The 24761-nt window shown below is 47.3% G+C and carries 18 protein-coding genes; 6 read left to right on the top strand and 12 right to left on the bottom strand.

Going from position 1 to position 24761, the window contains the following annotated elements; translation table 11 throughout:
* Positions 1-4 precede the first annotated feature (4 nt).
* A complete protein-coding gene (locus AOT13_RS11850) occupies positions 5-2161 on the bottom strand; it encodes a DNA topoisomerase III (RefSeq protein WP_013400955.1) in 2157 nt (718 codons plus the stop codon).
* Positions 2162-2191: 30 nt separating this feature from the next.
* Positions 2192-3082, bottom strand: coding sequence for an aldo/keto reductase (locus AOT13_RS11845; RefSeq protein ID WP_013877007.1), 891 nt, complete (start codon positions 3080-3082; stop codon positions 2192-2194).
* Between the two features lie 122 nt (positions 3083-3204).
* On the opposite strand from AOT13_RS11845, the gene pepF reads away from it, so the two are divergent.
* Positions 3205-5061 (top strand): oligoendopeptidase F, encoded by a 1857-nt coding sequence (gene pepF, locus AOT13_RS11840; RefSeq protein ID WP_042384905.1) that lies wholly within the window; start codon positions 3205-3207, stop codon positions 5059-5061.
* Positions 5062-5348: 287 nt separating this feature from the next.
* Here pepF and AOT13_RS11835 read toward each other — a convergent pair whose 3' ends face one another.
* The 7 genes from AOT13_RS11835 to AOT13_RS11805 all read right to left on the bottom strand — a co-directional run bounded on the left by AOT13_RS11835 (position 5349) and on the right by AOT13_RS11805 (position 14170).
* Complete coding sequence (locus AOT13_RS11835; protein WP_013400957.1) at positions 5349-6824, bottom strand: nicotinate phosphoribosyltransferase; 1476 nt, start codon at positions 6822-6824, stop codon at positions 5349-5351.
* 75 nt (positions 6825-6899) lie between these two features.
* Positions 6900-7451 (bottom strand): cysteine hydrolase family protein, encoded by a 552-nt coding sequence (locus tag AOT13_RS11830; RefSeq protein ID WP_003250836.1) that lies wholly within the window; start codon positions 7449-7451, stop codon positions 6900-6902.
* Between the two features lie 455 nt (positions 7452-7906).
* Positions 7907-8662: a membrane protein insertase YidC gene (yidC, locus tag AOT13_RS11820; RefSeq protein ID WP_013400958.1), complete on the bottom strand. Its 756-nt coding sequence runs from the start codon at positions 8660-8662 to the stop codon at positions 7907-7909.
* A 28-nt stretch (positions 8663-8690) separates the two neighbouring features.
* Entirely contained in the window at positions 8691-8969 is a 279-nt protein-coding gene (locus AOT13_RS11815) for a hypothetical protein (RefSeq protein WP_042384835.1), read from the bottom strand.
* A gap of 96 nt (positions 8970-9065) precedes the next feature.
* Positions 9066-13256: a bacteriocin-processing peptidase family protein gene (locus AOT13_RS11810; RefSeq protein ID WP_042384832.1), complete on the bottom strand. Its 4191-nt coding sequence runs from the start codon at positions 13254-13256 to the stop codon at positions 9066-9068.
* Between the two features lie 274 nt (positions 13257-13530).
* Positions 13531-13680 carry a hypothetical protein gene (locus AOT13_RS20115; RefSeq protein ID WP_155116389.1) on the bottom strand — a complete coding sequence of 50 codons (150 nt, stop codon included), beginning with the start codon at positions 13678-13680 and terminating at the stop codon, positions 13531-13533.
* A complete protein-coding gene (locus AOT13_RS11805; protein WP_013400961.1) occupies positions 13664-14170 on the bottom strand; it encodes a metal-dependent hydrolase in 507 nt (168 codons plus the stop codon). The genes AOT13_RS20115 and AOT13_RS11805 overlap by 17 nt, the downstream gene beginning before the upstream one ends.
* 199 nt (positions 14171-14369) lie before the next feature.
* Here AOT13_RS11805 and AOT13_RS11800 point away from each other — a divergent pair, with 199 nt between their 5' ends.
* From AOT13_RS11800 to narI, 4 genes are read left to right on the top strand one after another with little or no spacing between them, the layout of a single operon-like run.
* Positions 14370-18053 carry a nitrate reductase subunit alpha gene (locus tag AOT13_RS11800; protein WP_042384829.1) on the top strand — a complete coding sequence of 1228 codons (3684 nt, stop codon included), beginning with the start codon at positions 14370-14372 and terminating at the stop codon, positions 18051-18053.
* Positions 18043-19515, top strand: a complete 1473-nt coding sequence (narH, locus tag AOT13_RS11795) for a nitrate reductase subunit beta (RefSeq protein ID WP_003250850.1) — start codon at positions 18043-18045, stop codon at positions 19513-19515. The genes AOT13_RS11800 and narH overlap by 11 nt, the downstream gene beginning before the upstream one ends.
* A 19-nt stretch (positions 19516-19534) precedes the next feature.
* The gene (gene narJ, locus AOT13_RS11790; protein ID WP_003250852.1) at positions 19535-20083 is read left to right on the top strand and encodes a nitrate reductase molybdenum cofactor assembly chaperone; all 549 of its coding nucleotides are present in this window, start codon (positions 19535-19537) and stop codon (positions 20081-20083) included.
* A 3-nt stretch (positions 20084-20086) separates the two neighbouring features.
* Positions 20087-20791 carry a respiratory nitrate reductase subunit gamma gene (narI, locus tag AOT13_RS11785; RefSeq protein WP_003250854.1) on the top strand — a complete coding sequence of 235 codons (705 nt, stop codon included), beginning with the start codon at positions 20087-20089 and terminating at the stop codon, positions 20789-20791.
* 107 nt (positions 20792-20898) lie between these two features.
* Here the strand turns inward: narI and AOT13_RS11780 are convergent, their stop codons facing one another.
* From AOT13_RS11780 to AOT13_RS11770, 3 genes are all read right to left on the bottom strand, one after another.
* Complete coding sequence (locus AOT13_RS11780) at positions 20899-21435, bottom strand: hemerythrin domain-containing protein (RefSeq protein WP_013400964.1); 537 nt, start codon at positions 21433-21435, stop codon at positions 20899-20901.
* 465 nt (positions 21436-21900) lie between these two features.
* Positions 21901-22707 carry a uroporphyrinogen-III synthase gene (locus AOT13_RS11775; RefSeq protein WP_013400965.1) on the bottom strand — a complete coding sequence of 269 codons (807 nt, stop codon included), beginning with the start codon at positions 22705-22707 and terminating at the stop codon, positions 21901-21903.
* Positions 22708-22831: 124 nt separating this feature from the next.
* A complete protein-coding gene (locus AOT13_RS11770; protein WP_003250861.1) occupies positions 22832-23077 on the bottom strand; it encodes a hypothetical protein in 246 nt (81 codons plus the stop codon).
* Positions 23078-23359: 282 nt separating this feature from the next.
* Here AOT13_RS11770 and AOT13_RS11765 point away from each other — a divergent pair, with 282 nt between their 5' ends.
* Positions 23360-24655 carry an ATP-binding protein gene (locus AOT13_RS11765; RefSeq protein WP_003250863.1) on the top strand — a complete coding sequence of 432 codons (1296 nt, stop codon included), beginning with the start codon at positions 23360-23362 and terminating at the stop codon, positions 24653-24655.
* The last annotated feature ends 106 nt before the right edge of the window (positions 24656-24761 follow it).

Genomic DNA, 24761 nt, shown 5'->3' with positions numbered 1-24761 from the left:
GAGATTATTTTTTCGCAAACGAAAACGTGATTTTTTTCTCTTTTTCATCCCACACTAACGCCGCATCAAACGTTTTTCCCTCTTTTTTAAATCCTTTAATGACGCCCGTTCGGCCGTGCTCGAGCAGCTTTTTCACATTTGCTCGCGAAACCGTCTTGCCGAGAATTTTTTTCGAAATCGCAAACGGGCATTTCGTTTTGGCATAATTGGCACAGCCGTAAAACGCCCCTTTATCGATGACCGTGCCGCCGCACAGCTTGCAAGGGCCAACAGGTTTTCCGAGCGCCGCTTTCGATGTTGTCCGTTGAATCGACGCCGTGTCGAGCCCGGCGAAGTCCCATGTTTCCGACATTTCCACAGCATCTTGGACAATTTTTGCAGACAGCTTTTTTACTTGCTCCATAAACTGCGCCGCCGACGCTTTTCCTTCACCGATTTCGCTTAAACGCTGTTCCCATTTCGCCGTCATTTCCGGAGATGCCAAAATTTTGTCGCCAATCGCTTCGATCAGCACTTTCGCTTTGTCAGTCGCATACACTTGATTTTTCCTTACTTCGATGTAATTGCGCTCTTTCAGCGTTGTTATGATGGCCGCGCGCGTCGCCTCCGTGCCGAGACCTTCCGTTTTGGCCAGCACTTTTTCTAATTCTTCATTATCTAAAAATTTCCCCGCTGTTTTCATTAAGGTAATCAGCTGGCCTTCCGTATACCGTTTCGGCGGCTGGGTTTTTCCCACTTTGACACGAACGTTCAGCACATCACCTTGTTCTCCCTCATGAAGCAAAGGAAGAAGCGCCCCATCATCGTCTTCGCGCGGACTGATGACTTTCCGCCATCCTTCCTGGATTTGCTGTTTTCCTTTCGAAACAAACCGGGCGCGCCCATCGACAAGCGTGATGACAGTCGTAAAGTCAAACACAGCCGCTTCGTAATGTGCGGCAATGAGGCGGCGCACAATCAAATCGTAAATTTTCCGCTCATCCGCTGGCAGCTTCGCAGGATCAACTACTTGCTCCGTCGGGATGATCGCATAGTGGTCGGTCACTTTCTTTTCGTTTACATAACGTTTATTATGTAAAATTAACGCGTTTGGCAGCGGAAAAAACGGCTGATAGTCCGAAAACGCCCGCAACTTTTGCAAAATATCCGGGAACGTTTCTGCCTCTCCTTTGGTCACATAGTTCGAATCAGAACGCGGATATGACACGATTCCTTTTTGATACAAATTTTGCAAAATATCGAGCGTCTTTTTCGGAGAAAACTGGTACATCTTGTTCGCTGTTGCCTGCAAAGAGGACAAATTAAATAATAGCGGCGGAAGAAACGTTTTTCGTTCCGTTTTTACCTCATGTATTTCTGCCAGCTTGTTTCGGCAAAACTGGGCGATTTTTTGCGCCAGCTGCTCCTCCTTGATCCGCGTTTCTCCTTCTTCATTTGTCCATTTCCCTTCATACTGCTTGCCATTAACGGCAAACGCCGCCACCACTTCCCAAAACGGTTCGGGGCGAAACTGTTCAATCTCTTTTTCCCGTTTTACGATGAACGCGAGTGTCGGTGTTTGCACCCGTCCGACCGAAAAGACATCATTCATTCCTTTTTGCTTTAGCAAAATGCTGTAAACGCGCGAGGCGTTCATCCCGACAAGCCAGTCGGCGCAAGCGCGCGCGTACGCTTCTTCATATAAATTTCTTGTTTCTGCTTCATCCAAGAGCTGGCGGAAGCCTTCGTATATCGCCTTCGGCGTCAATGACGAAAGCCAAAGCCGCTTCATCGGCTTCTTTACGCCGCTCATATGAATGATGTTGCGGACAATCAGCTCCCCTTCTCTTCCGGCGTCGCCGGCATGGATAATTTCCGTCACTTCCGGTTTGCGGAGCAGTTCTTTCACAATCGCGAACTGCTTCGCTTTCGCTCTTTCTACCTCATATTGAAAACGCTCCGGAATGATCGGCAACGTCTCAAGCTTCCATTGCTTCCATTCCGGACGGTACCATTCAGGCGGAACGAGCTGAAAAAGATGCCCGACCGCCCACGTCATGTACGCTCCTTTCGGAAACAATTCATTCGGATAAATTTCGATATAGCCTTGATGTTTTTTCGTTTGAAAAATCGACGCCAACGTTGCGCCTTGGTCTGGTTTTTCAGCAATAATCACTTTCATTGCGGACTTCTCCTTATTGCGTGTTGTGGATTATGGCACCTCATGGCCGACCGAGCTTTGCAAAATTTCAAACCACTGCTCGCGGCGAAGCGGCAGCTTCAGCGCACGCACTGCACGAATAATGCGTTCTTTTTTGCCGGAACCGACAATCGGCATCATTCGCGCCGGATGCACAAGCAGCCATGCGTATAATACTTCGTCGATCGTTTCGGCGCCAAGTTTGTTGCGAATTTGTTCGAGCGCCGCGCGCAGGCGCACCGCCCTGTCGTCCGTCGCGGTAAATAGTTTTCCACCGGCAAGCGGGGACCACACCATCGGCGGAATCCGCTTTTCCAAACATAAATCGACCGTACCGTCTTCGATATTTTCCAAACAGTAAGCTGATACTTCTATCTGGTTGGTCACAAGCGGAAAATCTAAATACGATTGCAGCATGTTAAACTGTGAACGTTTAAAATTGGACACGCCAAAATGGCGCACTTTTCCTTCTTTTTTCAGCCGGGTGAACGCCTCGGCCACTTCTTCCGGATTCATAAACGGATCCGGACGGTGAATAAGCAGCACATCGATGTAATCGGTGCGGAAATTTTTTAACGATTGGTGGACGGAGGCGATAATATGCTCCTTACTCGTATCATAATGCTTCAAGCCGTATTTCGAGGCAAGCTTAATCCCGCATTTTGTCACAATCTCGATTTGTCCGCGCAAGCTTGGCTTTAACGCCAGCGCTTCGCCAAACAACGCTTCACACGTATAATTCCCGTAAATATCCGCATGGTCAAACGTCGTTATCCCTTGTTCGAGACAAAATTCCACGAAACTTAATATCTCTTCTTTTGAATAATCCCACTCCGCTAGTCTCCATAATCCTTGAATGATGCGGGAAAATGTTAAATCTTCTGCTAAACGAATTCGTTCCACTACTTTATCCTCCTCTTCTTTTTCGCACTCGATACATTCCCCATTCCTTTTCATTCGAGTAATCTGTTTCTTTTTGCGCATACTACGTAACAGCGGAAAAACAGGAAAGGAATGGGAAGATGATGAAAAAACAGTTATATGTATGGCTGATGATTGTACTATTGCTTGTGCCATGGCACGCCAGCGCCGAACAAACAAAATATCAATGGAATCTTGCCGACATTTACTCGTCGGAAACTGATTTTGAGCGTGACTATCAAGCAATCGTTGATGCGCTGCCAAAACTGACCGCCTATGAAGGAAAGCTGCAGAGCGCTGCAAACGTCTCCAAGCTGTTTGCCCTTAATGAAAGGATAGCACGAAAAATGGAAAAGTTGTCGCTTTATGCTCATTTAAAACAAGATTTAAATATTGAAGACGGGACCGCGGCACAGCTGAAAGCAAAAGTGGAAACACTTACTTCCGACTTTGCGTCCAAAACGGCGTTTATTGAGCCGGAACTGCTGGCGCTTCCCGAACAGACGCTTGCCAAACTGCAAAAAAGCAAGCTGCTTAAGCCGTACCGCTATTATTTTAAAGAATTACGCGAACAAAAAAAACATACGCTTTCCAAACGAGAGGAACAGCTGCTCGCCAAGCTTTCTCCCATCATGAACGATCCGGAAAACATTTATAATCATGCCGCGCGCGGCGATTATGAGCCGCCTTCGCTCCGCACGCCGGACGGGAAAACGGTTCCGCTGACAGATGAAAACTATACAAAAGCGCTGGAACACATGGACCGCAGCTACCGCAAGCGGGCGTTTCAAATACGCTTTCAAAGCTATGAGGCAATCGAAAACACATCGGCCGCCACCTTATACGCTTCCGTGAAAGCAGACGAATTGTACGCGAAAGTGCGAAAATATCAATCCGGCCTCGATGCAGCACTGTCAGCCGACGATGTGCCAAAACAAGTGTTTACGAATCTTATTTCGACCGTGAACGATCATCTGCCATCACTGCACCGCTATGTCGGATTGCGCAAAAAAGCGCTCGGCATCGACCGCGTCCACAGTTACGATATGTTTGTGCCGCTTGTCGACGAGACGGTTGCGAAAAAAATGAAGTTTCCGATCGAAACGGCACAGACGCTCCTTCTTGAAGGTCTGAAGCCGCTCGGCGGCGACTATATCAAGCACGTGCGGCGCGCTTTTGAGCAAGGCTGGATTGACGCATATCCGCGCCCGAAAAAATATGCAGGCGGCTATAATACAGGCGCGTACGACACCCATCCGTTTATTTTGCTCAACTACGACGAGTCACTTGACGGCATGCTGACACTCGCCCACGAAATCGGGCATGCAATGAATTCTGTCTATACCAACAAAACACAGCCGTACCATTATTCCGGGCAATCGATTTTCACCGCAGAAGTCGCCTCAACCGCCAATGAATGGCTGATGATGGATTACTTGATGAAGCGGGCGAAAACGGACGAAGAAATGCTGTATTTGCTCAACCAGCAAATCGAGCAAATTCGCGGCACGTTATACACACAAGTGATGTACTCCGAATTCGAACAAGCGGTGCACGACAAAGTGCAAAAAGGCGGAAGCTTAACCGCTGCCGAGCTGAACGATCTTTGGCTTCGTTTATTGAAAAAATATCACGGCCCAGCTTACGCTGCCGATCCGGAAGCTGCGCGCGGCTGGCTGCGCATCCCGCATTTTTATGATGCGTTTTACGTCTATAAATACGCGACATCCCTTGCCGCTTCCTTTGAACTTGTCAAGCAAATGAAAACGGACAAAACCGGCGAGGCGACGAAACGTTATTTGCAGTTTTTAAGCGCTGGCGCGTCTGACGACCCGATCCGCCTTTTGCAAAAAACGGGAGTGGACATGACATCACCAGAACCGCTTGAGAATCTGCTTTCTTATTTCGATTCGCTCGTTCGCGAAATGGAACAGTTGCTGAAAAAGCAAGGGAGGCTGTAACTAGAAAGGAAGCTGGCTCGAAAAGGCTGCTTTCCGCTCCTTTTTGAGCCGGTTTTTTCGCCCCATGATGTTTAAACGCCTATCGCAAACTTTGTTTTTGTGGTTACCGCTTCTTTTTTCTTAATTGGACAACGCTTGAAACAAATGTTGTGCGGCGAATCAACCGCCCCGACTTACCTTTTAACGCTCGTCCATTATCTAATAAATGCCACGAAGAACCAGAAAAACGAAAAAAGATCATCGCATATGGATGATCTTTTTCATGTTATCCAAAACAGCTGTGCCAATCATTCTCGATATTCTTCCAATTTGTCAATCTTCTCTTTCACTTTTCGGATGTTCGCCATTTTATTATCCCAACAGGCTTGGCTTAAATCGACAGGATATTGTTCGGGATTCATTGTCCGTTTATACTCATCCCAAAACAATTTTAAATTTTCCTTAACGAAATCTTGGATTTCCTTCAACGGCGGGGAAGTGTACACCAGCTTGCCGTTTTCAAAAATCGTTTCATGCAAATCTCTCGCCTCAAAATTAGTAACAAATTTGCTGATAAACGTATAAACAGGATGAAACATTTTCAGCCGCTCTTCTTGTTGCGGATTTTCGCTTTCTAACGCAATATAGTCTCCTTCCGCTTTTTGGTTGATTTTGTTGACAATGCGGTACACCCGTTTCAGCCCAGGGGTCGTGACTTTTTCCGGGTTGCCGCTGATTTTGATCGTATCGACCATGTTTCCGTTTTCGTCTTCGATGGCGACTAATTTATAAACGGCGCCCAACGCCGGCTGATCGTACGCCGTAATTAATTTCGTGCCGATTCCCCATACGTCGATTTTCGCACCTTGGGATTTTAAATTAATAATCGTTTCTTCATCTAAATCGTTGGAAGCAAAAATTTTCGCATCCGTAAATCCCGCCTCATCGAGCATTTTTCTCGCTTCTTTTGACAAATAGGCGAGATCGCCGCTGTCAATGCGGATGCCAATAAAATTAATTTGATCGCCCAGCTCTTTCGCGACACGGATTGCATTTGGCACGCCCGATTTCAGCGTATCGTACGTGTCGACCAAAAAGACGCAATCTTTATGACGGCGCGCATATTTATGAAATGCGACATATTCATCTTGGTATGCTTGTATCATCGCATGCGCGTGGGTGCCCACCACAGGAATCCCAAAAAGCTTGCCCGCCCGCACGTTGGAAGTCGCATCAAAGCCGCCGATATACGCGGCGCGCGCCCCCCACAACGCAGCGTCCAACTCATGCGCTCGCCGGCTGCCGAATTCCATTGCCGGATCATCGCCAAGAATATGCTTAATCCGGGACGCTTTCGTCGCGATCAATGTTTGAAAGTTAATAATGTTTAAAATCGCCGTTTCCACGAGCTGCGCTTCCGCTAGCGGTGCCTCAATGCGCAAAATCGGTTCATTGCCGAAAACGATTTCCCCTTCTCTCATTGAGCGCAACGTCCCAGTGAAACGTACGGTTTTCAAATACTCTAAAAAATCTTCCTGATATCCTAACTCCGAACGCAAATATTCAATATCGCTTTCGGAAAAACGAAAATTTTGTAAATATTGGATAACTCTTTCTAATCCAGCAAATACGGCATATCCGTTTCCAAAAGGAAGTTTACGGAAAAACACTTCAAATACCGCTTTACGTTGATGAATGCCGTCTTCCCAATACGTCTCTACCATATTGATTTGATATAAGTCCGTATGAAGAGTAAAGCTATCATCCGCGTATTTTTCGTTCATTGTGCTACCTCCAAAACAACGATTCGATTTGACAAAAAAAGCATGTCTTCTGTTTATTCTACCACTTTTATTCTATTATTCCACTACTTCTGCCCCTAATGAATGTTTAAAATGTTCAAGCGCCCATTCATGCCCGGCAGGATTGAAGCTTGCGACCGCTTTTTTATGTACGACAATGTGAAATCCCTTATTATACGCGTCAACCGCTGTATGAAGCACGCATATGTCGGTACAGCAGCCGACCAAATGAACTTCCGCAATTCCCCGTTCTCTTAGCTTTATTTCTAAATCCGTCCCGGCAAACGCGCTATATCTCGTCTTATCCATCCAATATACATTGTCTCTATGTTTGTTCGCTTGATAAACCGCTTCCAATTCTCCAAACAATTTTCGGCCGTCCGTACCTTCGATATTATGCGGCGGAAATAATTTCGTTTCCGGATGATATGTGTCGCCAGCTTTGTGAAGATCGATCGCAAATACGACATAATCGCCGTTTTCGATAAACTGTTTCGTAATTCGCACAAGCTCCGGCTCAATCTGCTGGCCTGGCTTTCCGCACGTAAGCGCGCCGTGGTCGGCGATGAAATCAACCGTATAGTCAATATTGATGAGCGCTTTTTTCACTCCCATCTCCTCCTTAACATTCTGTATCCGTTATCAAGCAGAGACGGAATCGTTCCATCCGCCGCTTCTCTCTTTGAACATTTTTGCCGCATTGCCTGATGAACGCGCCGATCAAGCCCAACCATATCCGGAAGCGCCGTTTCCGCAAATGTTGCGCCTTGGCAACCGGCGAAGCAATATTCAAGATAGAGCTGATTTTACCTCTTATTTCATGTTTTATACAATTATTATGATACAGGAAAAGAGTCCCTGTTTTCATGTGTTTTGCTTATCCGATTCTAGTCCATCCCCGTCCCTCATGAAAAAGAAGCGGATTTTTTCTTTGCTCATTAACAAACAATCCTGCTTTTTAATAGCCTATGTTAGAAAAATGAAACGTTTTTCCATGCAATGTCTTATCAGTGACCGCCATAAAAGCACCCCCGCTTTCCATTTAACGGAAAGCGGGGGAATTGTTATGCCTGTCCGTTTTCTGCAGCTTTAACCGCTTTTAGTTGCATGCGCAAAATGAGCGATTGGATGATCGAAAAACAGCCGCCGACGACCCAGTAAAGCGACAAAGCAGACGGAACGGAGCTTGCCCCGATAAAAATCATGATCGGCATAATATACGACATCATCGCCATTTGCGGCATTTGCTCTTCCGTCATCGATGGCGATAAACGCAATGAGATGAATGTCGTAAGACTGGCGAGAATCGGCAAAATAAAGTAAGGATCGCGATGGCCAAGCTGCACCCACAGAAATGAATGAAGCTTAATTTCTTGTGTGCGCAAAATCGCGTAATAAAGCGCCATAAAAATCGGTGTTTGAATCAGCACCGGCAGGCAGCCGCTCGCTGGATTGACGCCGTGCTTTTGATAAAGTTGCATCATTTCCTGCTGGAGCTTGCGCTGCGCTTCGAGATCGGTGCCTTTATATTTTTCCTGAAGCTTTTGCAGTTCCGGGCGCAGCTTTTGCATTGCAATCGTCGTTTTAAACTGTTTTATCATAAGCGGAAGCAAGCAAAAACGGACAATCAATGTTAACACGATGATCGCAACGCCATAGTTATTGCCAAAAAAATGGCCAAGAGTTAAAAGCAATTTCGACATCGGATAGACAAAATAATGATCCCATATCCCTTGACTATGCTCATCAATCGGTGCATTGCGGTTGCAGCCGCTTAATAAAACAACCGTTCCTAGTAAGGCAAACAGCCACTTTTTCATAAGAGACCTCCTTGCATGTTCATGTCATTTATGTGCAGCAAAAAGCAAGAGGTCTCCTTCCTTCTTCATCAGATGGACGTGAACGTTCATGTACAGGAATTTTCCGCTTTTGCGATGCAAAAAAGCGGCGGAAAGGAGCGGTGGCAGCAGCGCAGCATGCGCCATCTTTCTCCCGCTCCGCATGCGTGAACGCCATGTTATATAAAAAAGCCTTCGTTTTGCGGTATTCACCGATATAGCATTTCACGACAACAAGCAGTGCGCCAACAAGCGACACATATGTCAGCAAGTCAAAGGGGGTTTCCATTTTCCCACCTCTTTCCGGTTCACGAAAAACAGTTCCTTACATAACATAGCAAACTTAGTGAAAAAAGAAAAGAAAAAGATTTAGAAACCAGCGCCGTTATTTCTCTGCCGGCAGCTGCAGCAGCGGCGCCAACGCTGGTTCTTCGTTAGCCAGTTTGGCAAAATCTCCTGTTTCATCTTTCTCAAGAACGTGGGCCAGTTCGCGCTCGGCTTCCTCGGCTCGCCCAAGCTTGGCTAAATAGCATGCCCGTTGATAATGAGCGGATAAGTCCTCTTCAGCAAATTGAAGCCATTCGTCGACAACGGAAAGTGCCGTTTCCGTCTGTCCCGCTTCGTCATACGCACGCGCCAATTCCTGCCTCATCTCAGCATCATGCGGATGATGGGAAAGCCCGTTGGCAAGTACGGCAATCGCTTCGGCATAGCGCTGTTTTGCCATATACACCGATCCTAACGTCAAAATACTGCGATGTAAGAGTGGCTCCATTTCGATTAAGGAGCGAAGTAAATTTTCGGCCTCCTCTTCCCGGCCATCGTCAAGAAGCAGAAACGCCTTTAACTCCAGCATAGTCAGGTCGTTCGGCTGTTCGGCGAGGAGACGGTCGATCCACTCGCCTGCTTCTTTTTGCAGCTTACTGTTCTCCGAGTGGGCCAACAGCACGGCAAGCTCACGGGCGACACCGGCATCCCACTCGTATGTTAGCGCCTTGCGCAGCGTTTTGATCGCATCATCCGTCAATTCCACCGTTTCATAAAACCGGGCAAGCCGTTCATATGCTTCCATATTGCCGCGATCGAGACGAAGCGCCGTTTCGTATAAATCTAAAACAGCGGAAACAACCACTATTTCTTTCGTCCATGCTTTTGCTTTTGTCCATAGCCGTTTGGCAAAAGAGCCGTCCGCCTCCCCCAGCGCTATGTCCAACATAGATGAAGAAAGGGCGGAAGCGGCATGCATGTATACGATGCTTTTCTTTTGATTGTCCAGCTTCCATTTGCGCAGCCGCTCGCGCAGTTTTCCTATTCCTCTCATTGTATACGAAAACGCTTGGACATACGTTTCATATAAGTCTTCGTTACGGACATCCTGCTCAATCAGCCGCTCAAGGATGGCGGCCGCTTCGCGTGACTTTCCTTCCTTGACAAGCACTTTCGCGGCATGGTGGAGCACATCCGGATGATCAGGATGGAGGCGAAGCGCTTGCTCGACTGCCTCTTTTTCCTTGGAAATATCCCCCATTGCTCCATATATGTAGCCAAGGCTATCGTAGTACCAAACGTCGCCCGCTCGTTCCCGCGCCGCTTCCATTGTTTGCAAAAGCAAGGACGGATCGTCAAACAGCGCCGCGGCGTATGCAACATGAATGTGCAACGGATCATGCTCGAGCGCTTTTTGCAGATGAAACCGCTGCTTATCGATGTTTTCCTCCATTTCGTTAAGAACTGCTAAGCGAAGGTGGGCCACCGCAAACGCATCATCGATCTCAAGGCATGCTTCATAATACCGTTTTGCTTCATCCCATCGTTCAAAGGCACGATACATTTCGGCCAGGCGATAGAGCGGAAATGTGCTTTTTTGCGCCTTGCTCGCCTGTTCGTAAACACCGATCGCTTTCGAAAACATGCCGCTTCGCTCATAAAGCACGCCGAGATAACAAAGCGCGTTTGCATCGGCCGGGCGCTCGTTGACAAGTTTCTCAAGAAATGCCATCCCGCGGCCGACAAGAGAATGTTCGATCAGTTGTTCGATATAAAACTCGTACGCTTCTGCCACATCAAATTGTGCAAGGCGCAATCCTTCTTCCAGAAAGGCAAGCGCGGCACTTTTTTCTTCCGCTTTTATGGCTACATAAGACAGGAGCATTTTCCCGGCATTTAATAGATATTCGCTGTTTTGGGCAAATAATGACCTCTTGTCGAATAAATACCGTTTTGCTTCCTCACGCTGCCCCCGTTGGATCATCACATATGCAAGACCAAGATGGGCAAAGACTTCTTTTTCCTCTTGTTCCAGCGCTTTTTGGTAATGCGCTTCCGCCTTTTCCGCTTCGTCTCGTTCCATATACCAATCGCCAAGGCGAACGTGCAGCACAGGGGCGCTCCCGGCCTTTTCCGCTCCTTCCAGCAAAACAGCCTCCGCTTTTTGCCAATCCCCTAACTTGTTTTCATATAAATCCGCTAACGCCAAATATGGGTACGGCTCTTCGCTATCGAGCGCTTTAGCGACAAGAAAACCGCGTTCCGCTTTGCGGATCTTCCCTAGCATTTCATCACAGCGCGCCCGTTCATACCATAAATGGGCATCGCGTTTATGGCGGCGCAGCAATTGGTCAAAAAAGGCGCGCGCCTCTGGAAATTGCTTGGCCTGAAATAACATGATGCCATGGTTCGTGCCAATAAACAGATCGTCGGGGGCTAGCGTTAAAGCGATGCGCGACAGTTCCAGCCCTTTCTTTTCCTTTCCGCCGTATGTAAAGCTAAGAGCCATATAACTCCAGACATCGGGCTGGTCGGGATCGAGCTGGAGAGAAGCCCGGAAATGGCGGCTTGCTTCTTCGTACCGGCTTTCGTAAAACGCGATCCGTCCCCGCAAATAGTGATACAGCGGACTGCTGTCTTTTTCTTTCACCCGCTCCAGTACCGCTTCGGCCTGCTCGATCTCTTTCCCGTACACGTACGCTTTCGCCGCCACAAGCAGCAAATCATGAATATCACCGTATTTCGCAAGCACCCGCTCAGTATAATCAAGAAGCAGATCTTTCGCTTCTTCTGTGCCAAAATGCTTCACAACATAAAGCCACGTGTACGGGATGTGTTCATGCTGGCGCAAAAACGCAAGAAACGGCGCCATATATGCTTGGTCATCTTCATCCATTTTTTCAGCGAAGGCATGAAGCTGGCGGAAATATTGATCTTCCGCTTCCGGCAGCAGCATGGCAATCGCTTCTTTTTCCCGGGGAATCGCAGCAATCGACAAATAATGTGTCCCCGCATACCATTTTTCGACTTCGTCATAAGCAATCACAAACGGATCGATCATGTTTGGATCTTGCACGTAAAACGCCCCGAGGCGCTCATCATAACCAAACAATACTTGCACATGGGAAGATTGTTCGTAATCGATGCTTAGCAGTACAGGAATTCCGGCATCGATCAGCCGTTTCCATCGCTCCGCGGAACCGATGAAAAAGCGGCATAAAAAGCCGAGCGTTTCCAAATAATGCACGGTCGTCGACAATTTTGAACCGCGAACATCAAAAATATGCTCGGCCACTTCATCTTGTGTGCGCTCCTTGCCCAACAGCCGCAGCATCATTTCTAAACTCGCGGGCACACAATAATTATGTTTTTGCACGACAGGCACAAGCGGCAAGATCACTTGCGGCAGAGAAGCACGTTCGCCTGCGCGCGCGTATGGCGAAGATGCCAATGATTTCTCTGTTCGAACAAGCGCCGCTAGTTCAGCGAACTTGCCGAGCTTATAGTAGATTTGCGCACGCACATGGGCAAAATAGCGATGGTGGACATGAAACGGAGCGATGCGGTCGACTTCCTCCATCGCTTCGAGCGCTGCTTCATATTCATGCAAAGCGCGCAACCGGCGGGCTTTTTCCGCATATAATGCCGGCACTTGCGGAAACCGTTTGATACCATGCTCGACAACTTCTAGCGCTTTCCGCTGGCAGCCGTTTAGCGCGTACAAATCGGCCAAAAGCAAATGGCACATATCGCTGCGCACCGGCTCATCCAACCCTTTCCGCAATATTTCTTCCGCTCTGTCGCGGTCGCCTGCTTCCATATAAAAGTATCCCCATTTATCATATATCGGAATCGTTTCATATCGTTCTACTACCTCCATCCACTGCTGTGCCTCTTCGATCCTGTGCATTTTCAACAAAGTGCGCACAAGTGTGAATGCGGCGCGCGCGATATGTTCCGGTTTTTCCTTTCCGTTTGCGATCGCTTCTTCCAAACGCGGCCGCAGCGCTTCTTCGACGTCCAGCGGCCGCCGTTCTTCGATCCACTCATCACATACCCATGTCAGCGTCTGCAGCGTCGCAAAGCGGCGGTGGGCATAGCGCGCCAATAGCGCACTATGGCGGTACATTAACGCATAATCAAACAAGCGGATCAGATGATAAAACGGGTCCGCTGTCTGCCATTCCTGCAGCAACATTCGCCAACTCAACGGATGTTCCTTTGCTTTCTGAAGCATCGGCTTTATTTCCTCCAATGCTTCGATAATGCGTTTTTCATTTATATGGGTTGCGATTCGTCCTATATCCATGTATGAAGCTCCTTTTCTTTCTTCTATTTCTATGCTATCACTGTATAAGCCATCCCAGTAAACAATGCCAACTTTTTATGATATTCCTAGTGTAAAATGAACTGAGGAGAAGCGCTATAGTTTTTTAAGACATGGCAGGAAATGAACCGGATGTTTCCTAACAAAAGAGATTTGCCCGCTATCATCTGCGGGCAAATCTCTTTTTTGTTTGCATGCACAGCAAAAAAGTGCAATGAGCGGAATAATGACAGGCCAAGCCTTTTTGTGAAAAAAACTATTTGTTCGCATGTATGGTGAAAAAGCGCAACGATAAATCGATAATCGTTTGTTGGTCATCGTCCAGCGTTGCAACAATGCGCTTCCTTTTGCCATTTATATTCGCCGCCGGCGGGCTTTTTCCTTTTTCCTCACCAAAACAAAGCAAGCGAACGCCACCATTCGGAAAACAGCTGTTCTTTAATGCCGAGATAGATAAGCAAAACCAATGCCGCGTAAAACAGCGCTTTTTCCACGATATTGCCTGTGCGATAAAGCGGAATTTTAAACCTCTTTGAAATGAACGGCCAAAAGAGAGGCACACCTTGGACAGAAAAAAAGTCTTCGAGAATATGAAACAAATAACCAAGCGCAAAGCCAACCGCAAATAACGAAGAGGACTCCCAAGAAATGACAAGAGCAATAATCCCCCACATAACAAGCGAATGAGTCATGCCGCGATGGCCGAACGCTTCTTTTACTTTATTCGATACGCCAAACGAACGCCGCCCGATGTACGATGTCGGCTCGTCAATATCCGGAATCAAACTGCCGACGACAATTCCCGCCGTATAGCTTACCGTAAAAGAAAGCGGTGTTTGTGCCGCTGCTGTTGCTCCTAATAGCAATGACGTAACAATATGACTATGGTATCGCAAAGTGACCTCCTGCATATAAAAATTTTTTCTTTATTATAGCACATACAAAGAATGTTTGTTCGTTTTTTATATGTTCATACTTTTTCGTCATCGTTTGACAGATTTGTGACAGCCAAGGCAAATGTGACAAACCGCACATCTCTTTATTTTCATTATGGCTATAGTAAAATTACACAAATTGCGAAAGGAGTGAAACAAAATGAAACGGAAACGATCTCCATTATTAAACCGTTTCAAATATATAAAACCAATTGAACGGCATGCCAATGATCATAGTGAAGTGACATATGGCGACCGCGATTGGGAAAATGTTTACCGCCGCCGCTGGCAGCACGATAAAGTCGTTCGTTCGACCCATGGAGTTAACTGCACTGGTTCGTGCAGCTGGAACATCTTCGTCAAAGACGGCATTGTCACATGGGAAGGACAACAAATCGATTATCCGTCGACCGGACCGGATATGCCAGATTTTGAACCGCGCGGCTGCCCCCGCGGCGCAAGTTTTTCATGGTACATTTACAGCCCGCTCCGCGTTAAATATCCATACGTGCGCGGCGTCTTGATGGATATGTGGCGGGAAGCGTTAAAAGAACATAAAAATCCGCTTGACGCTTGGAAAAGCATCGTCGAAAATCCGGAAAAAGCAAAACAGTATAAACAAGCGCGCGGAAAAGGCGGATTTGTCCGCGTCAGCTGGGATGAAGCGTTAACGCTAGTCGCTACCTCCTTATTATATACCGTCATCAAATACGGCCCGGATCGCAATGTCGGCTTTTCGCCAATTCCCGCGATGTCAATGGTCAGCCATGCAGCTGGTTCGCGCTTTATGCAGCTCATAGGCGGACCGATGCTCAGCTTTTACGACTGGTATGCGGACTTACCGCCGGCATCGCCGCAAATTTGGGGCGATCAAACCGACGTTCCCGAATCGAGCGACTGGTATAACTCCGGCTACATTATTACATGGGGCTCGAACGTGCCGCTCACAAGGACACCGGACGCCCACTTTTTAGCAGAAGCCCGTTACCTTGGCGCAAAAGTTGTTTCCGTCAGTCCGGATTATGCCGAATCCACAAAATTTGCCGACGATTGGCTCAGCGTCAAACAAGGAACCGACGGCGCACTCGCGATGGCAATGGGGCATGTCATTTTAAAAGAATATTACGTCGATCAGCAAATTCCTTACTTTCAGCAATACGCGAAAACATATACCGATTTTCCGTTCGTCGTCACCTTAAAAAAAGATGGCGACAAATGGGTGGCCGGCCGCTTCTTGCAAGCAAAAGATCTCGGCCGCAACGTCACCAACGCCGAATGGAAACCGATCGTTTACGATGACAGCACAAACTCGTTTGTGATCCCAAACGGAACGATCGGCTCACGCTGGGACGGCCAAGGAAAATGGAATTTGCATATGGTCGATGAGGAAACAGAACAGCCGATTGAACCACGTCTGTCTTTTTTAGGCATCGAAAATGAGCTTATCACGATTCATATTCCTTACTTCTCCGATGAAGGAAGCAAAACGATCGAACGCGTTGTCCCGGCAAAAAAAGTGCAAACTGCAGACGGCGAAACATATGTCACAACCGTTTATGATCTCGTTCTTGCCAATTATGGCATTGACCGCGGCATTGGCGGAAACGTTGCCCGAACATATGACGACCTTGTTCCGTTTACGCCGGCGTGGCAAGAAGCGATTACAGGAGTGAAACGGGAGCTTGTCATAAAAATCGCGCGCGAGTTTGCGCAAAACGCGATCGACACGAATGGACGCTCGATGATTATTGTCGGCGCTGGCATTAACCATTGGTTTAACTCCGATACGATTTACCGCGCCGTATTAAACCTCGTCTTGTTCGTCGGCGCGCAAGGCGTCAATGGCGGCGGCTGGGCGCACTATGTCGGGCAAGAAAAACTTCGTCCGGCAGAAGGATGGCAAATAATTATGACAGCACGTGATTGGACAGCGCCGCCGAAATTGCAAAACGGTACATCGTTCTTCTACTTTGCAACCGATCAATGGCGCTACGAAGAAACGCCGGTCGATGAACTTGTATCACCGCTTGTGAAAAAAGCGCGCTATTCGCATTACGCGGATTATAACGTGCTCGCTGTTCGGCTTGGCTGGCTTCCGTCTTACCCGACGTTTAACAAAAACGGCATTGATCTTTACAAAGAAGCTACTGCCAATGGCGCAACAACTCCGGAACAAATCGGAAATTACGTGGCCGAACAGCTCAAAACGAAGCAATTGCAATTTGCGATCGAAGACCCGGACAACGAAGCCAACTTTCCAAGAAACTTAATCGTCTGGCGCGCAAATTTAATTTCGAGCTCCGGCAAAGGCCATGAATATTTCTTAAAACACTTGCTTGGCACTACGCACGGTTTGTTAAACGACGATAAAGACAGTCTGCGTCCGCAAGAAATCAAATGGCGGAACAAGGCGCCGGAAGGAAAACTGGACTTGTTAGTGAACCTTGATTTCCGCATGGCGGGGACAGCACTTTACTCTGATGTCGTTCTTCCGGCGGCGACATGGTATGAAAAACATGATTTAAGCAGCACGGATATGCATCCGTTCATTCATCCGTTCAATCCGGCGATTTCCTCCCCTTGGGAGGCCCGCTCGGACTGGGACATTTTCAAATCATTAGCAAAAGCGGTCTCCGATGTCGCCAAACAAATCGGCATGAAGCCGATCAAAGAAGTCGTCGCCACCCCGCTTATGCATGATACAGCACAAGAACTGGCGCAGCCGTTCGGCAAAGTCCGTGACTGGAGCAAAGGCGAGTGCGAACCGATTCCGGGAAAAACGATGCCAAACATTCATGTTGTTGAGCGCGATTATACGCTTATTTACGAGAAAATGATCGCACTTGGACCAAACGTGGCCAAACAGCCGATAGGCATAAAAGGCATCGCCTGGTCAGCCCAAGACGAATACGAAAAATTGAAAAAAACGTTGGGAACCATTAAGCGTCCGTCGAGCGCTGCTGGCTGCCCGGACATCAGCGATGCGAAAAAAGTGGCGGAAGCCATTCTCACGTTGTCTTCGACGACGAATGGAAAAGTGGCGATGAAAGCGTGGAAAACGCTCGAGAAAAAGACAAATTTATCGCTTGTCGATTTGGCGAAAGAACGCGAAGAAGAATGTTTTACATTTGAACAAATAACAGCGCAGCCGAAAACAGTGATCACCTCGCCGGCATTTAGCGGTTCAGAAAAAGGAGGACGGCGCTATTCTCCGTTTACAACGAATGTCGAGCGGCTCATTCCGTGGCGTACATTGACAGGGCGGCAGTCATTCTATCTCGACCATGAGCTTATGCATGAATTTGGCGAAGCGCTGGCTACCTTTAAGCCGATATTGCAGCATCGCCCGTTCTCGAAAAAGCGTCCGGAAGCAAAAGGAAAAGAAATCGTTTTGAACTATTTAACGCCGCATAACAAATGGTCGATTCACAGCATGTATTTTGATGCGCTACCAATGCTCACTCTTTTCCGCGGCGGCCCGACCGTTTGGATCAACAAAGATGACGCCGAAGAAGCTGGCATTCGCGATAATGACTGGATTGAATGTTTCAACCGAAACGGCGTCGTCGTTGCCCGCGCTGTCGTTTCCCACCGCCTGCCGCGCGGCATGGCGTTTATGCACCATGCCCAAGACCGGCATATTAACGTTCCGGGCACGAAACTGACAAACAACCGCGGCGGCACGCACAATAGCCCGACGCGCATCCATGTGAAGCCGACACATATGATCGGCGGGTATGCGCAGTTAAGCTACGGTTTTAACTATTACGGCCCAACAGGAAACCAACGCGACTTGTACGTCATTATCCGCAAATTAGAGGAGGTCGATTGGCTTGAAGATTAAAGCGCAAGTCGGCATGGTGATGAACTTGGACAAATGCATTGGCTGCCATACATGCAGCGTCACTTGCAAAAACACGTGGACAAACCGCCCCGGCGCAGAATATATGTACTTCAACAATGTGGAAACAAAACCGGGAATCGGTTATCCGAAACAATGGGAAGACCAAGAAAAATATAAAGGCGGCTGGGAGCTTAAAAACGGCGATCTTCAGCTCAAATCCGGCTCGAAAGCGATGCGCCTTATCAACTTGTTTTACAACCCGTACCAGCCAACGATTGACGATTATTATGAACCGTGGAATTACGATTACGAAACATTGACAAACAGCCCGCAAAAACGCCATCAGCCGGTCGCCCGCCCGAAATCAGCGATTACCGGCGAATTCATGGAACTGTCATGGGGACCGAACTGGGAAGACGATCTTGCCGGCGCCCATATTACCGGACTTAAAGACCCAAACGTCGTCAAAATGGAACAATCCATCCGAACGGAGTTCGAAAACGTCTTTATGATGTATTTGCCGCGTATTTGCGAGCATTGCCTCAATCCGTCATGCGTCTCAAGCTGCCCGTCGGGAGCGATGTACAAACGCGACGAGGACGGCATCGTCCTCGTCGACCAAAACGCCTGCCGCGCCTGGCGTTATTGTGTAACAAGCTGTCCGTATAAAAAAGTATATTTCAACTGGCAAACCAATAAAGCAGAAAAATGCACGCTCTGCTTCCCGCGCATTGAAGCGGGTATGCCGACGATTTGTGCGGAAACGTGCGTTGGCCGCATCCGCTATATCGGCGTCATGCTTTATGATGCCGACAAAGTGAAAGAAGCGGCGAGCGTGGAGGAGGAAAAAGCGCTGTACCACGCCCAGCTTGGCATTTTCCTCGACCCGCACGACCCAGAAGTAATCGCAAAAGCAAAAGAAGAAGGCATTCCGGATGAGTGGATAGAAGCGGCGCAGCGTTCCCCGATTTATAAAATGATTGTCGACTGGAAAATCGCGCTTCCGCTTCATCCAGAATACCGGACATTGCCAATGGTGTGGTATATTCCGCCATTAAGCCCGATCATGAATCTGTTTGAAGGAAAAGGAAGCAAAGCGAATGCGGAAGATATTTTCCCGGCGATTGATGAAATGCGCATCCCAATCGAATATTTGGCGAACTTGCTGACAGCCGGCGATGAGACCCATATCCGCATCACATTAAAAAAAATGGCAGCGATGCGCTCTTATATGCGCGCAAAACAAACGAACAAGCAGCCGGACGTCCGCATGATTAAAGAACTCGGGTTAAGCGAGCAAGACATCGAAGACATGTACCGCTTGCTCGCGATCGCCAAATATCATGAGCGTTTCGTCATTCCTTCTTCCCACCGCGAAGAAGTGGCGGAATTATACGCGGAACAAGGAAGCTGCGGCTTGTCATTTGCCGGCGGTCCCGGCGCCTGCGGCACGCTTTCTTAATGCGGGAGGGGATTGGACGATGAATAGCGAACAAATGAAAACCGTATTTTTATGTACATCCTATTTATTATCATATCCCGATGATGAATGGGCTGACTTGTTGAACGACTGCTTGGAAATGATCAACACAGTACAAAATGAGGCGATTATCGATAAAATCACCGCTTTTATCCATGAAATCCAGGCCATCCCTGCCCGACAGCGCATGGAACAATATGTCGAAACGTTCGATTTCGGCAAAAAAACCAATTTGTACGTTACTTACATGAATACTGGTGAACAGCGTGAGCGGGGAATGGAACTTTTGCAGCTGAAACAGCGCTATAAAGCGGCTGGATTTGATGCAACCGATCAGGAACTCCCAGATTATTTGCCGCTTATGCTTGAGTTTGCCGCCTATGCGGAACAACAACATGTTATCCCGCTCTTTGAAACATACGCGGACAATATCGCTGAAATCCGAACACATCTTGCTGCCAGCGGAAGTCCTTACACCGCCATTTTCGACGCTATTTTTCAAGTACTCGAAGAACTCGGCGTTATGCCGATCGCGAAAGGAAGTGTGTAACCCGTGCTCAGACCATTTCTTTGGGTAATTTTACCTTATATTTCCTTAACCATTTTTATCAGCGGACATATTTGGCGTTACCAATACGACCAATTTGGCTGGACCTCGAAATCAAGCGAAATATTGGAAAAGAAGCAATTGCGGCTTGGCAGCCTGCTGTTCCACTGGGGAATTTTGTTTGTGTTCGCCGGCCATGTCATGGGCATTTTCATTCCGGAATCGGTGTATGCAACGCTCGGCATAACAGAAGAAACATACCATCTCATCGCTCTTGTCGGCGGCATTCCGGCAGGCTTGGCCGCTCTTATTGGGCTTCTCATTTTGATCCGCCGGCGCGCGACCGTCAAGCGGGTGCGGGCAACAAGCAGCCGCGGTGACTGGATCGCTCTCTTCTTCCTTGCCGTTGTCATCCTAACCGGCCTTTCTGCAACGCTGTTCAATATTGATTCGAACGGCTTTGATTACCGGACGACAATCGGGCCATGGTTTCGCAGCGTCCTAGCGTTCCGGCCAAATCCGGCCTATATGGAGCAAGTCCCAATCATATTTCAAATTCATGTAATTGCGGCATTAGGCATTTTCGCTGTCTGGCCGTTTACCCGGTTAGTGCACATATTCAGCTTGCCGCTCCGCTATTTCAATCGAAGTTACGTCGTTTACCGCAAACATATGCCGAAACAGACAGACCAGCCGCATGATATTTATTGATCGCAACATGTCCGATCTCCCGCCTCTCTTCTTACAGAGACGGGAGATTTTTTGTGCGCATACAAAAACGGGATGCACCTGTCGCGAAGGAAGCATCCCGTTTTTTCTTATATTTGGCTTATTTTTTCTGCCAATTCTTCTTTTTCTTCGGCAGACAGGAGGCGTTCGGCCATCGGAAACAACACATTTTCTTCTTTCATGAAGTGTTCCGCTAAAATATGATAAGCGTCGATCACCACATTGGCGAGCGCCGCCGCCCTGTCGCGGTCGACCGTTTCCGGAAGCTCTGCCGTTTCCGCTAAAAAGGAAGCAAGCCGCTGTTTCGCTTGCTCATGTTCATACTCCATAACGGCAATCGGGCCGGATGTTCTTCCGATATATTGCTCCATCATTGGAAACAGCACCCCTTCTTCCCGCTCGGAGTGCGGATCAAGTTCATTCACAAATACCTGTACACTTTCCCGCAACGCAAGCAACCATTCCCGCCAATTTTTCTCTTCCTTAGCGCCGGCAATTGCTTGTGCCCGTTCAAACAGGCGTTGTTTTTGTTCACGCAACGGTCCGTGTTCTTGTTTTAAACGCTGCAACCCTGCGCACAGCTCCCCTTCTTCCTGTCCACCCATATGGCAGCAAAATGAATGCATCTTTTATCCCTCCTATTGTTTCTTTGCTATGATTGTACCTTGTTTTTCGCAAACACGTTGTGAGCGATATCACACACTATCACGCAAAAGATCTGCCTGAGAGATCATTCCACATTATCAATCCGGATATGCTCAATCTCTTGCGCTTATCTAGTAAAAGACCACTCCTGTTTTTCCTAATATATTTCAATCATTTGTTTAACGGAATGCGGCGGCTTTTTTCTTCCGGATCATCCGTTCCGCGTCGAATAGGACATTTTGCGCCGATGCTTATAGATTTGTCCTACCCGGCAATCATTAATTTATGGTGGTGCAGGGCGGCCCCGATGGCGCTCCCTTTCTAATGCCCATGCCGCTGCCTTTGGACATCATAATGACAATAGACAGAAAAACGCTTAAGGAATCTTGGCCTTAAGCGTTTTTTATGGGAAAGTGGTTATGTCATATATTTGGAAGCAACATGCTTTATTTCTGCAACTGGTGTTCGAAATATTGCGATAACGTCACAATCATTGCCCCCATCCGCTCCAGTTCCGGAGCAACAACGCGGGTTATCCCTTCCTCTTGGAGCGCTTCCGCCGTTACTTTTCCGACTGCGCACGCGATCACTTCCTCATTGAATGCCCGCCGGAACAATTCAATATCCTTGTGTTCCTTTACAAATGAAAATAAAAAGCGAACTTGGATTGCCGCTGTAAAACAAACGGCATCCACTTCCCGCTGAATGACTTCCTCATACAGTTTTTCGAGCACTTCCCTATCAGGAGCGACATGGCGGTACGGAAGCAGCTCAATATATGCCGCGCCGTTTTCTGCAAGGAATTGCTTCAATGTTGGAGCCGTATCCCCATATAATTGGACAACTACTTTCTTTTCCGCAAAGGAATGCTCCTTGAGCGAGCGAATCAGCCCTTTTGTTGTACCATCATCGCTGACAGCAATAGGAGAAATGCCTATCTTTTTTAACGCCGCAACCGTTTTGTAGCCACGGGCCGCTACGTTCGCCTGCTGGATCGTTTTCACCCACTCCTCTTTTATCCCGCCTCGTTCTGCCGCCTGAAGCAATGCTTCCACTCCTATACCGGTTGTGAAAATAAGCCAGTCCGGGCGCATTGCGATCACGCCGCGAATTTCGTCTTCCAGTTCTCCTTCTCTGGAAAATACCGTTCCTTGCGCCGGGCGCACAAGTGCAATTCCTCCTTGTTTTTCAATCAGTGTCGTCATTTCCTCCAGTTTTCTTGACGCACATAAGACGATCCGCTTTCCACGCATGTTTCATCCCCCCTCTTTCCATTGCGAATACTTTCATTGTAAAATACCACCTCGCCGCTATGCAATATATATAAAAACAAAGCGAGCGGCCTCCTTTATAAAAGAAGTCCGCTCGCTTCCTCCCTTAATACATATGTACTACTTTTTGTTCTCTTATATCAAACGATCCGTAAATACGAGTCGGCTCAATGGAAATGATATGATCTAAACAAATATTGATAAGCTTCATTTTCCGGTTATACACAAACAACTTGCGGGCATCTTTATACAATTTGACAGGGAGAAACGTAGCTTCCCCGCGATCTGTTTTAATTTTTACCGGTTGCTTTTCCTCAATCCAAACAGTTAACTGCTTATACAGCTCTGCCATAATAGGAAAATCCCCCTTTCATAACCAATTATAAAAATAAAGAGCGGGAGAAAGAACGAAGAAAAATCAACAAGTTTTGTCGACAAAAAGCACGTTTGCTCCATAGTCCACCACTAACTTGGAGAGCAATATCCATTGTTGAAAAACGAAGATTTATGTCAAAAAAACACTATGAATTCACTCTTAACATCTGACATGTTTTTTGTTTACAATGTAATATATTAGCAGTAATTGTTGAATTTGCTTCTAAATTGTACCGCATAACGCGAAAGAGGTGCTGCTATGCTTAGTATTTTAAAAGATTTTTTGCTTAATTTATTCTTTATTCTTATTCCGATTTTTATTGTTCCGATATGGATAGAAGAAAAGAATATTCCTAAACATATCAAGCGCCATTTGCTTACTGTTTGTTTCGCACTTGTCATTATTTTATGTATGACCATTCCCGTCGATGCAGACAGGGAATTCATTTCTGATTTGCGCCAAATCCCGCTTTGGTTAGGAAGTTTATATAAAGGAGCAGCGACGAGCATGTTTTTATGTCTTGTGACAATCGGGTACCGTTCTCTGTTTGGAGGGACTGGCTTTTTCGTTACCGTCATTATTTCATTGTTCATTATGGTGATAGGCATTGCACTGGAGAAAAAATTTCTCGCTCTGTCATCGAAACATCGCGTGTTGCTTGCCACCGCGCTGTGCACGTTTTCCGGCATTTTATCTATTGTCCTTGCCCAAACGTTCCACCGCATTCCATTGTCCTCTGACATTTCTCTTGCATACTTGTCCGTTCAGCCAATATGTATGCTCATTACTTGTTCGTTAAAAGAAATGATATATAAAAACATAGCGTTGCGGAAACGAATCATTCGCGCAGAAAAGATGGAAGCGGTAAGCCACTTGGCTGCATCCATTTCCCACGAAATACGGAATCCGCTCACCGCCGCGCGCGGCTTTATGCAATTGTTGGAGCAGCACCACCTTTCTCCCGAAAAACGAAAGCAATATGTGCGAATCGCGATTGAAGAGCTGGACAGAGCTGAAGCGATCATTACCGATTATTTAACATTTGCGAAACCGGCTCCAGAATCGATCGAAAAACTGAATGTCAAAACGGAAATTGAACGTGTTATCGACCTATTGCGCCCGCTTGCCAACATGAACAGCGTTGAAGTGAAAACAACGTTAGCTCCATTTACGATCATCGGAGAGCGTGAAAAATTCCGCCAATGTTTGCTTAATATTATGAAAAATGCCATCGAAGCAATGCCAAACGGCGGTGTGCTGCAAATTTACGTCTCCATCGAAAAACAGCATGTGCTCATTCGCATTACCGATACGGGAATCGGCATGACAAAGGAACAAATCGAACGTCTTGGTGAACCATATTTTACTACAAAGGGCATTAAAGGCACCGGCCTTGGAATGATGGTCGTATATCGCATTATCGAATCGATGAATGGCACGATTCATATTAAAAGTGAAATACATAAAGGAACGGAAGTATCAATTTATCTTCCGCTTTCATCTAATCTTCACGATTTGACAAATGAGGAAAAAAAATTATTTATGGCACTGTAAACCTATAAACGTATATATAGAAATATAGAAAAATGTTTTTTCCGCCGCAGTCCATGCATTTCACCGGCGGCCAGAAGCCATCGATCGCATGCTAAGTTGAGCTGTC

This window comes from Parageobacillus thermoglucosidasius (assembly GCF_001295365.1).
Lineage (GTDB): Bacteria > Bacillota > Bacilli > Bacillales > Anoxybacillaceae > Parageobacillus > Parageobacillus thermoglucosidasius.
This window is presented reverse-complemented; position numbering and strand designations above follow the sequence as displayed.

Excerpts from the sequence above, each read along its gene's own strand:
- AOT13_RS11800 (WP_042384829.1), top strand. The coding sequence starts at position 14,370 with ATGAAACGGAAACGATCTCCATTATTAAACCGTTTCAAATATATAAAA.
- AOT13_RS11775 (WP_013400965.1), bottom strand. The coding sequence starts at position 22,707 with ATGCGTGGAAAGCGGATCGTCTTATGTGCGTCAAGAAAACTGGAGGAA.
- AOT13_RS11780 (WP_013400964.1), bottom strand. The coding sequence starts at position 21,435 with ATGCATTCATTTTGCTGCCATATGGGTGGACAGGAAGAAGGGGAGCTG.
- AOT13_RS11765 (WP_003250863.1), top strand. The coding sequence starts at position 23,360 with ATGCTTAGTATTTTAAAAGATTTTTTGCTTAATTTATTCTTTATTCTT.
- AOT13_RS11835 (WP_013400957.1), bottom strand. The coding sequence starts at position 6,824 with ATGAACGAAAAATACGCGGATGATAGCTTTACTCTTCATACGGACTTA.
- AOT13_RS11850 (WP_013400955.1), bottom strand. The coding sequence starts at position 2,161 with ATGAAAGTGATTATTGCTGAAAAACCAGACCAAGGCGCAACGTTGGCG.
- yidC (WP_013400958.1), bottom strand. The coding sequence starts at position 8,662 with ATGAAAAAGTGGCTGTTTGCCTTACTAGGAACGGTTGTTTTATTAAGC.
- AOT13_RS11810 (WP_042384832.1), bottom strand. The coding sequence starts at position 13,256 with ATGGATATAGGACGAATCGCAACCCATATAAATGAAAAACGCATTATC.
- pepF (WP_042384905.1), top strand. The coding sequence starts at position 3,205 with ATGAAAAAACAGTTATATGTATGGCTGATGATTGTACTATTGCTTGTG.
- AOT13_RS11815 (WP_042384835.1), bottom strand. The coding sequence starts at position 8,969 with ATGGAAACCCCCTTTGACTTGCTGACATATGTGTCGCTTGTTGGCGCA.
- AOT13_RS11770 (WP_003250861.1), bottom strand. The coding sequence starts at position 23,077 with ATGGCAGAGCTGTATAAGCAGTTAACTGTTTGGATTGAGGAAAAGCAA.
- narJ (WP_003250852.1), top strand. The coding sequence starts at position 19,535 with ATGAATAGCGAACAAATGAAAACCGTATTTTTATGTACATCCTATTTA.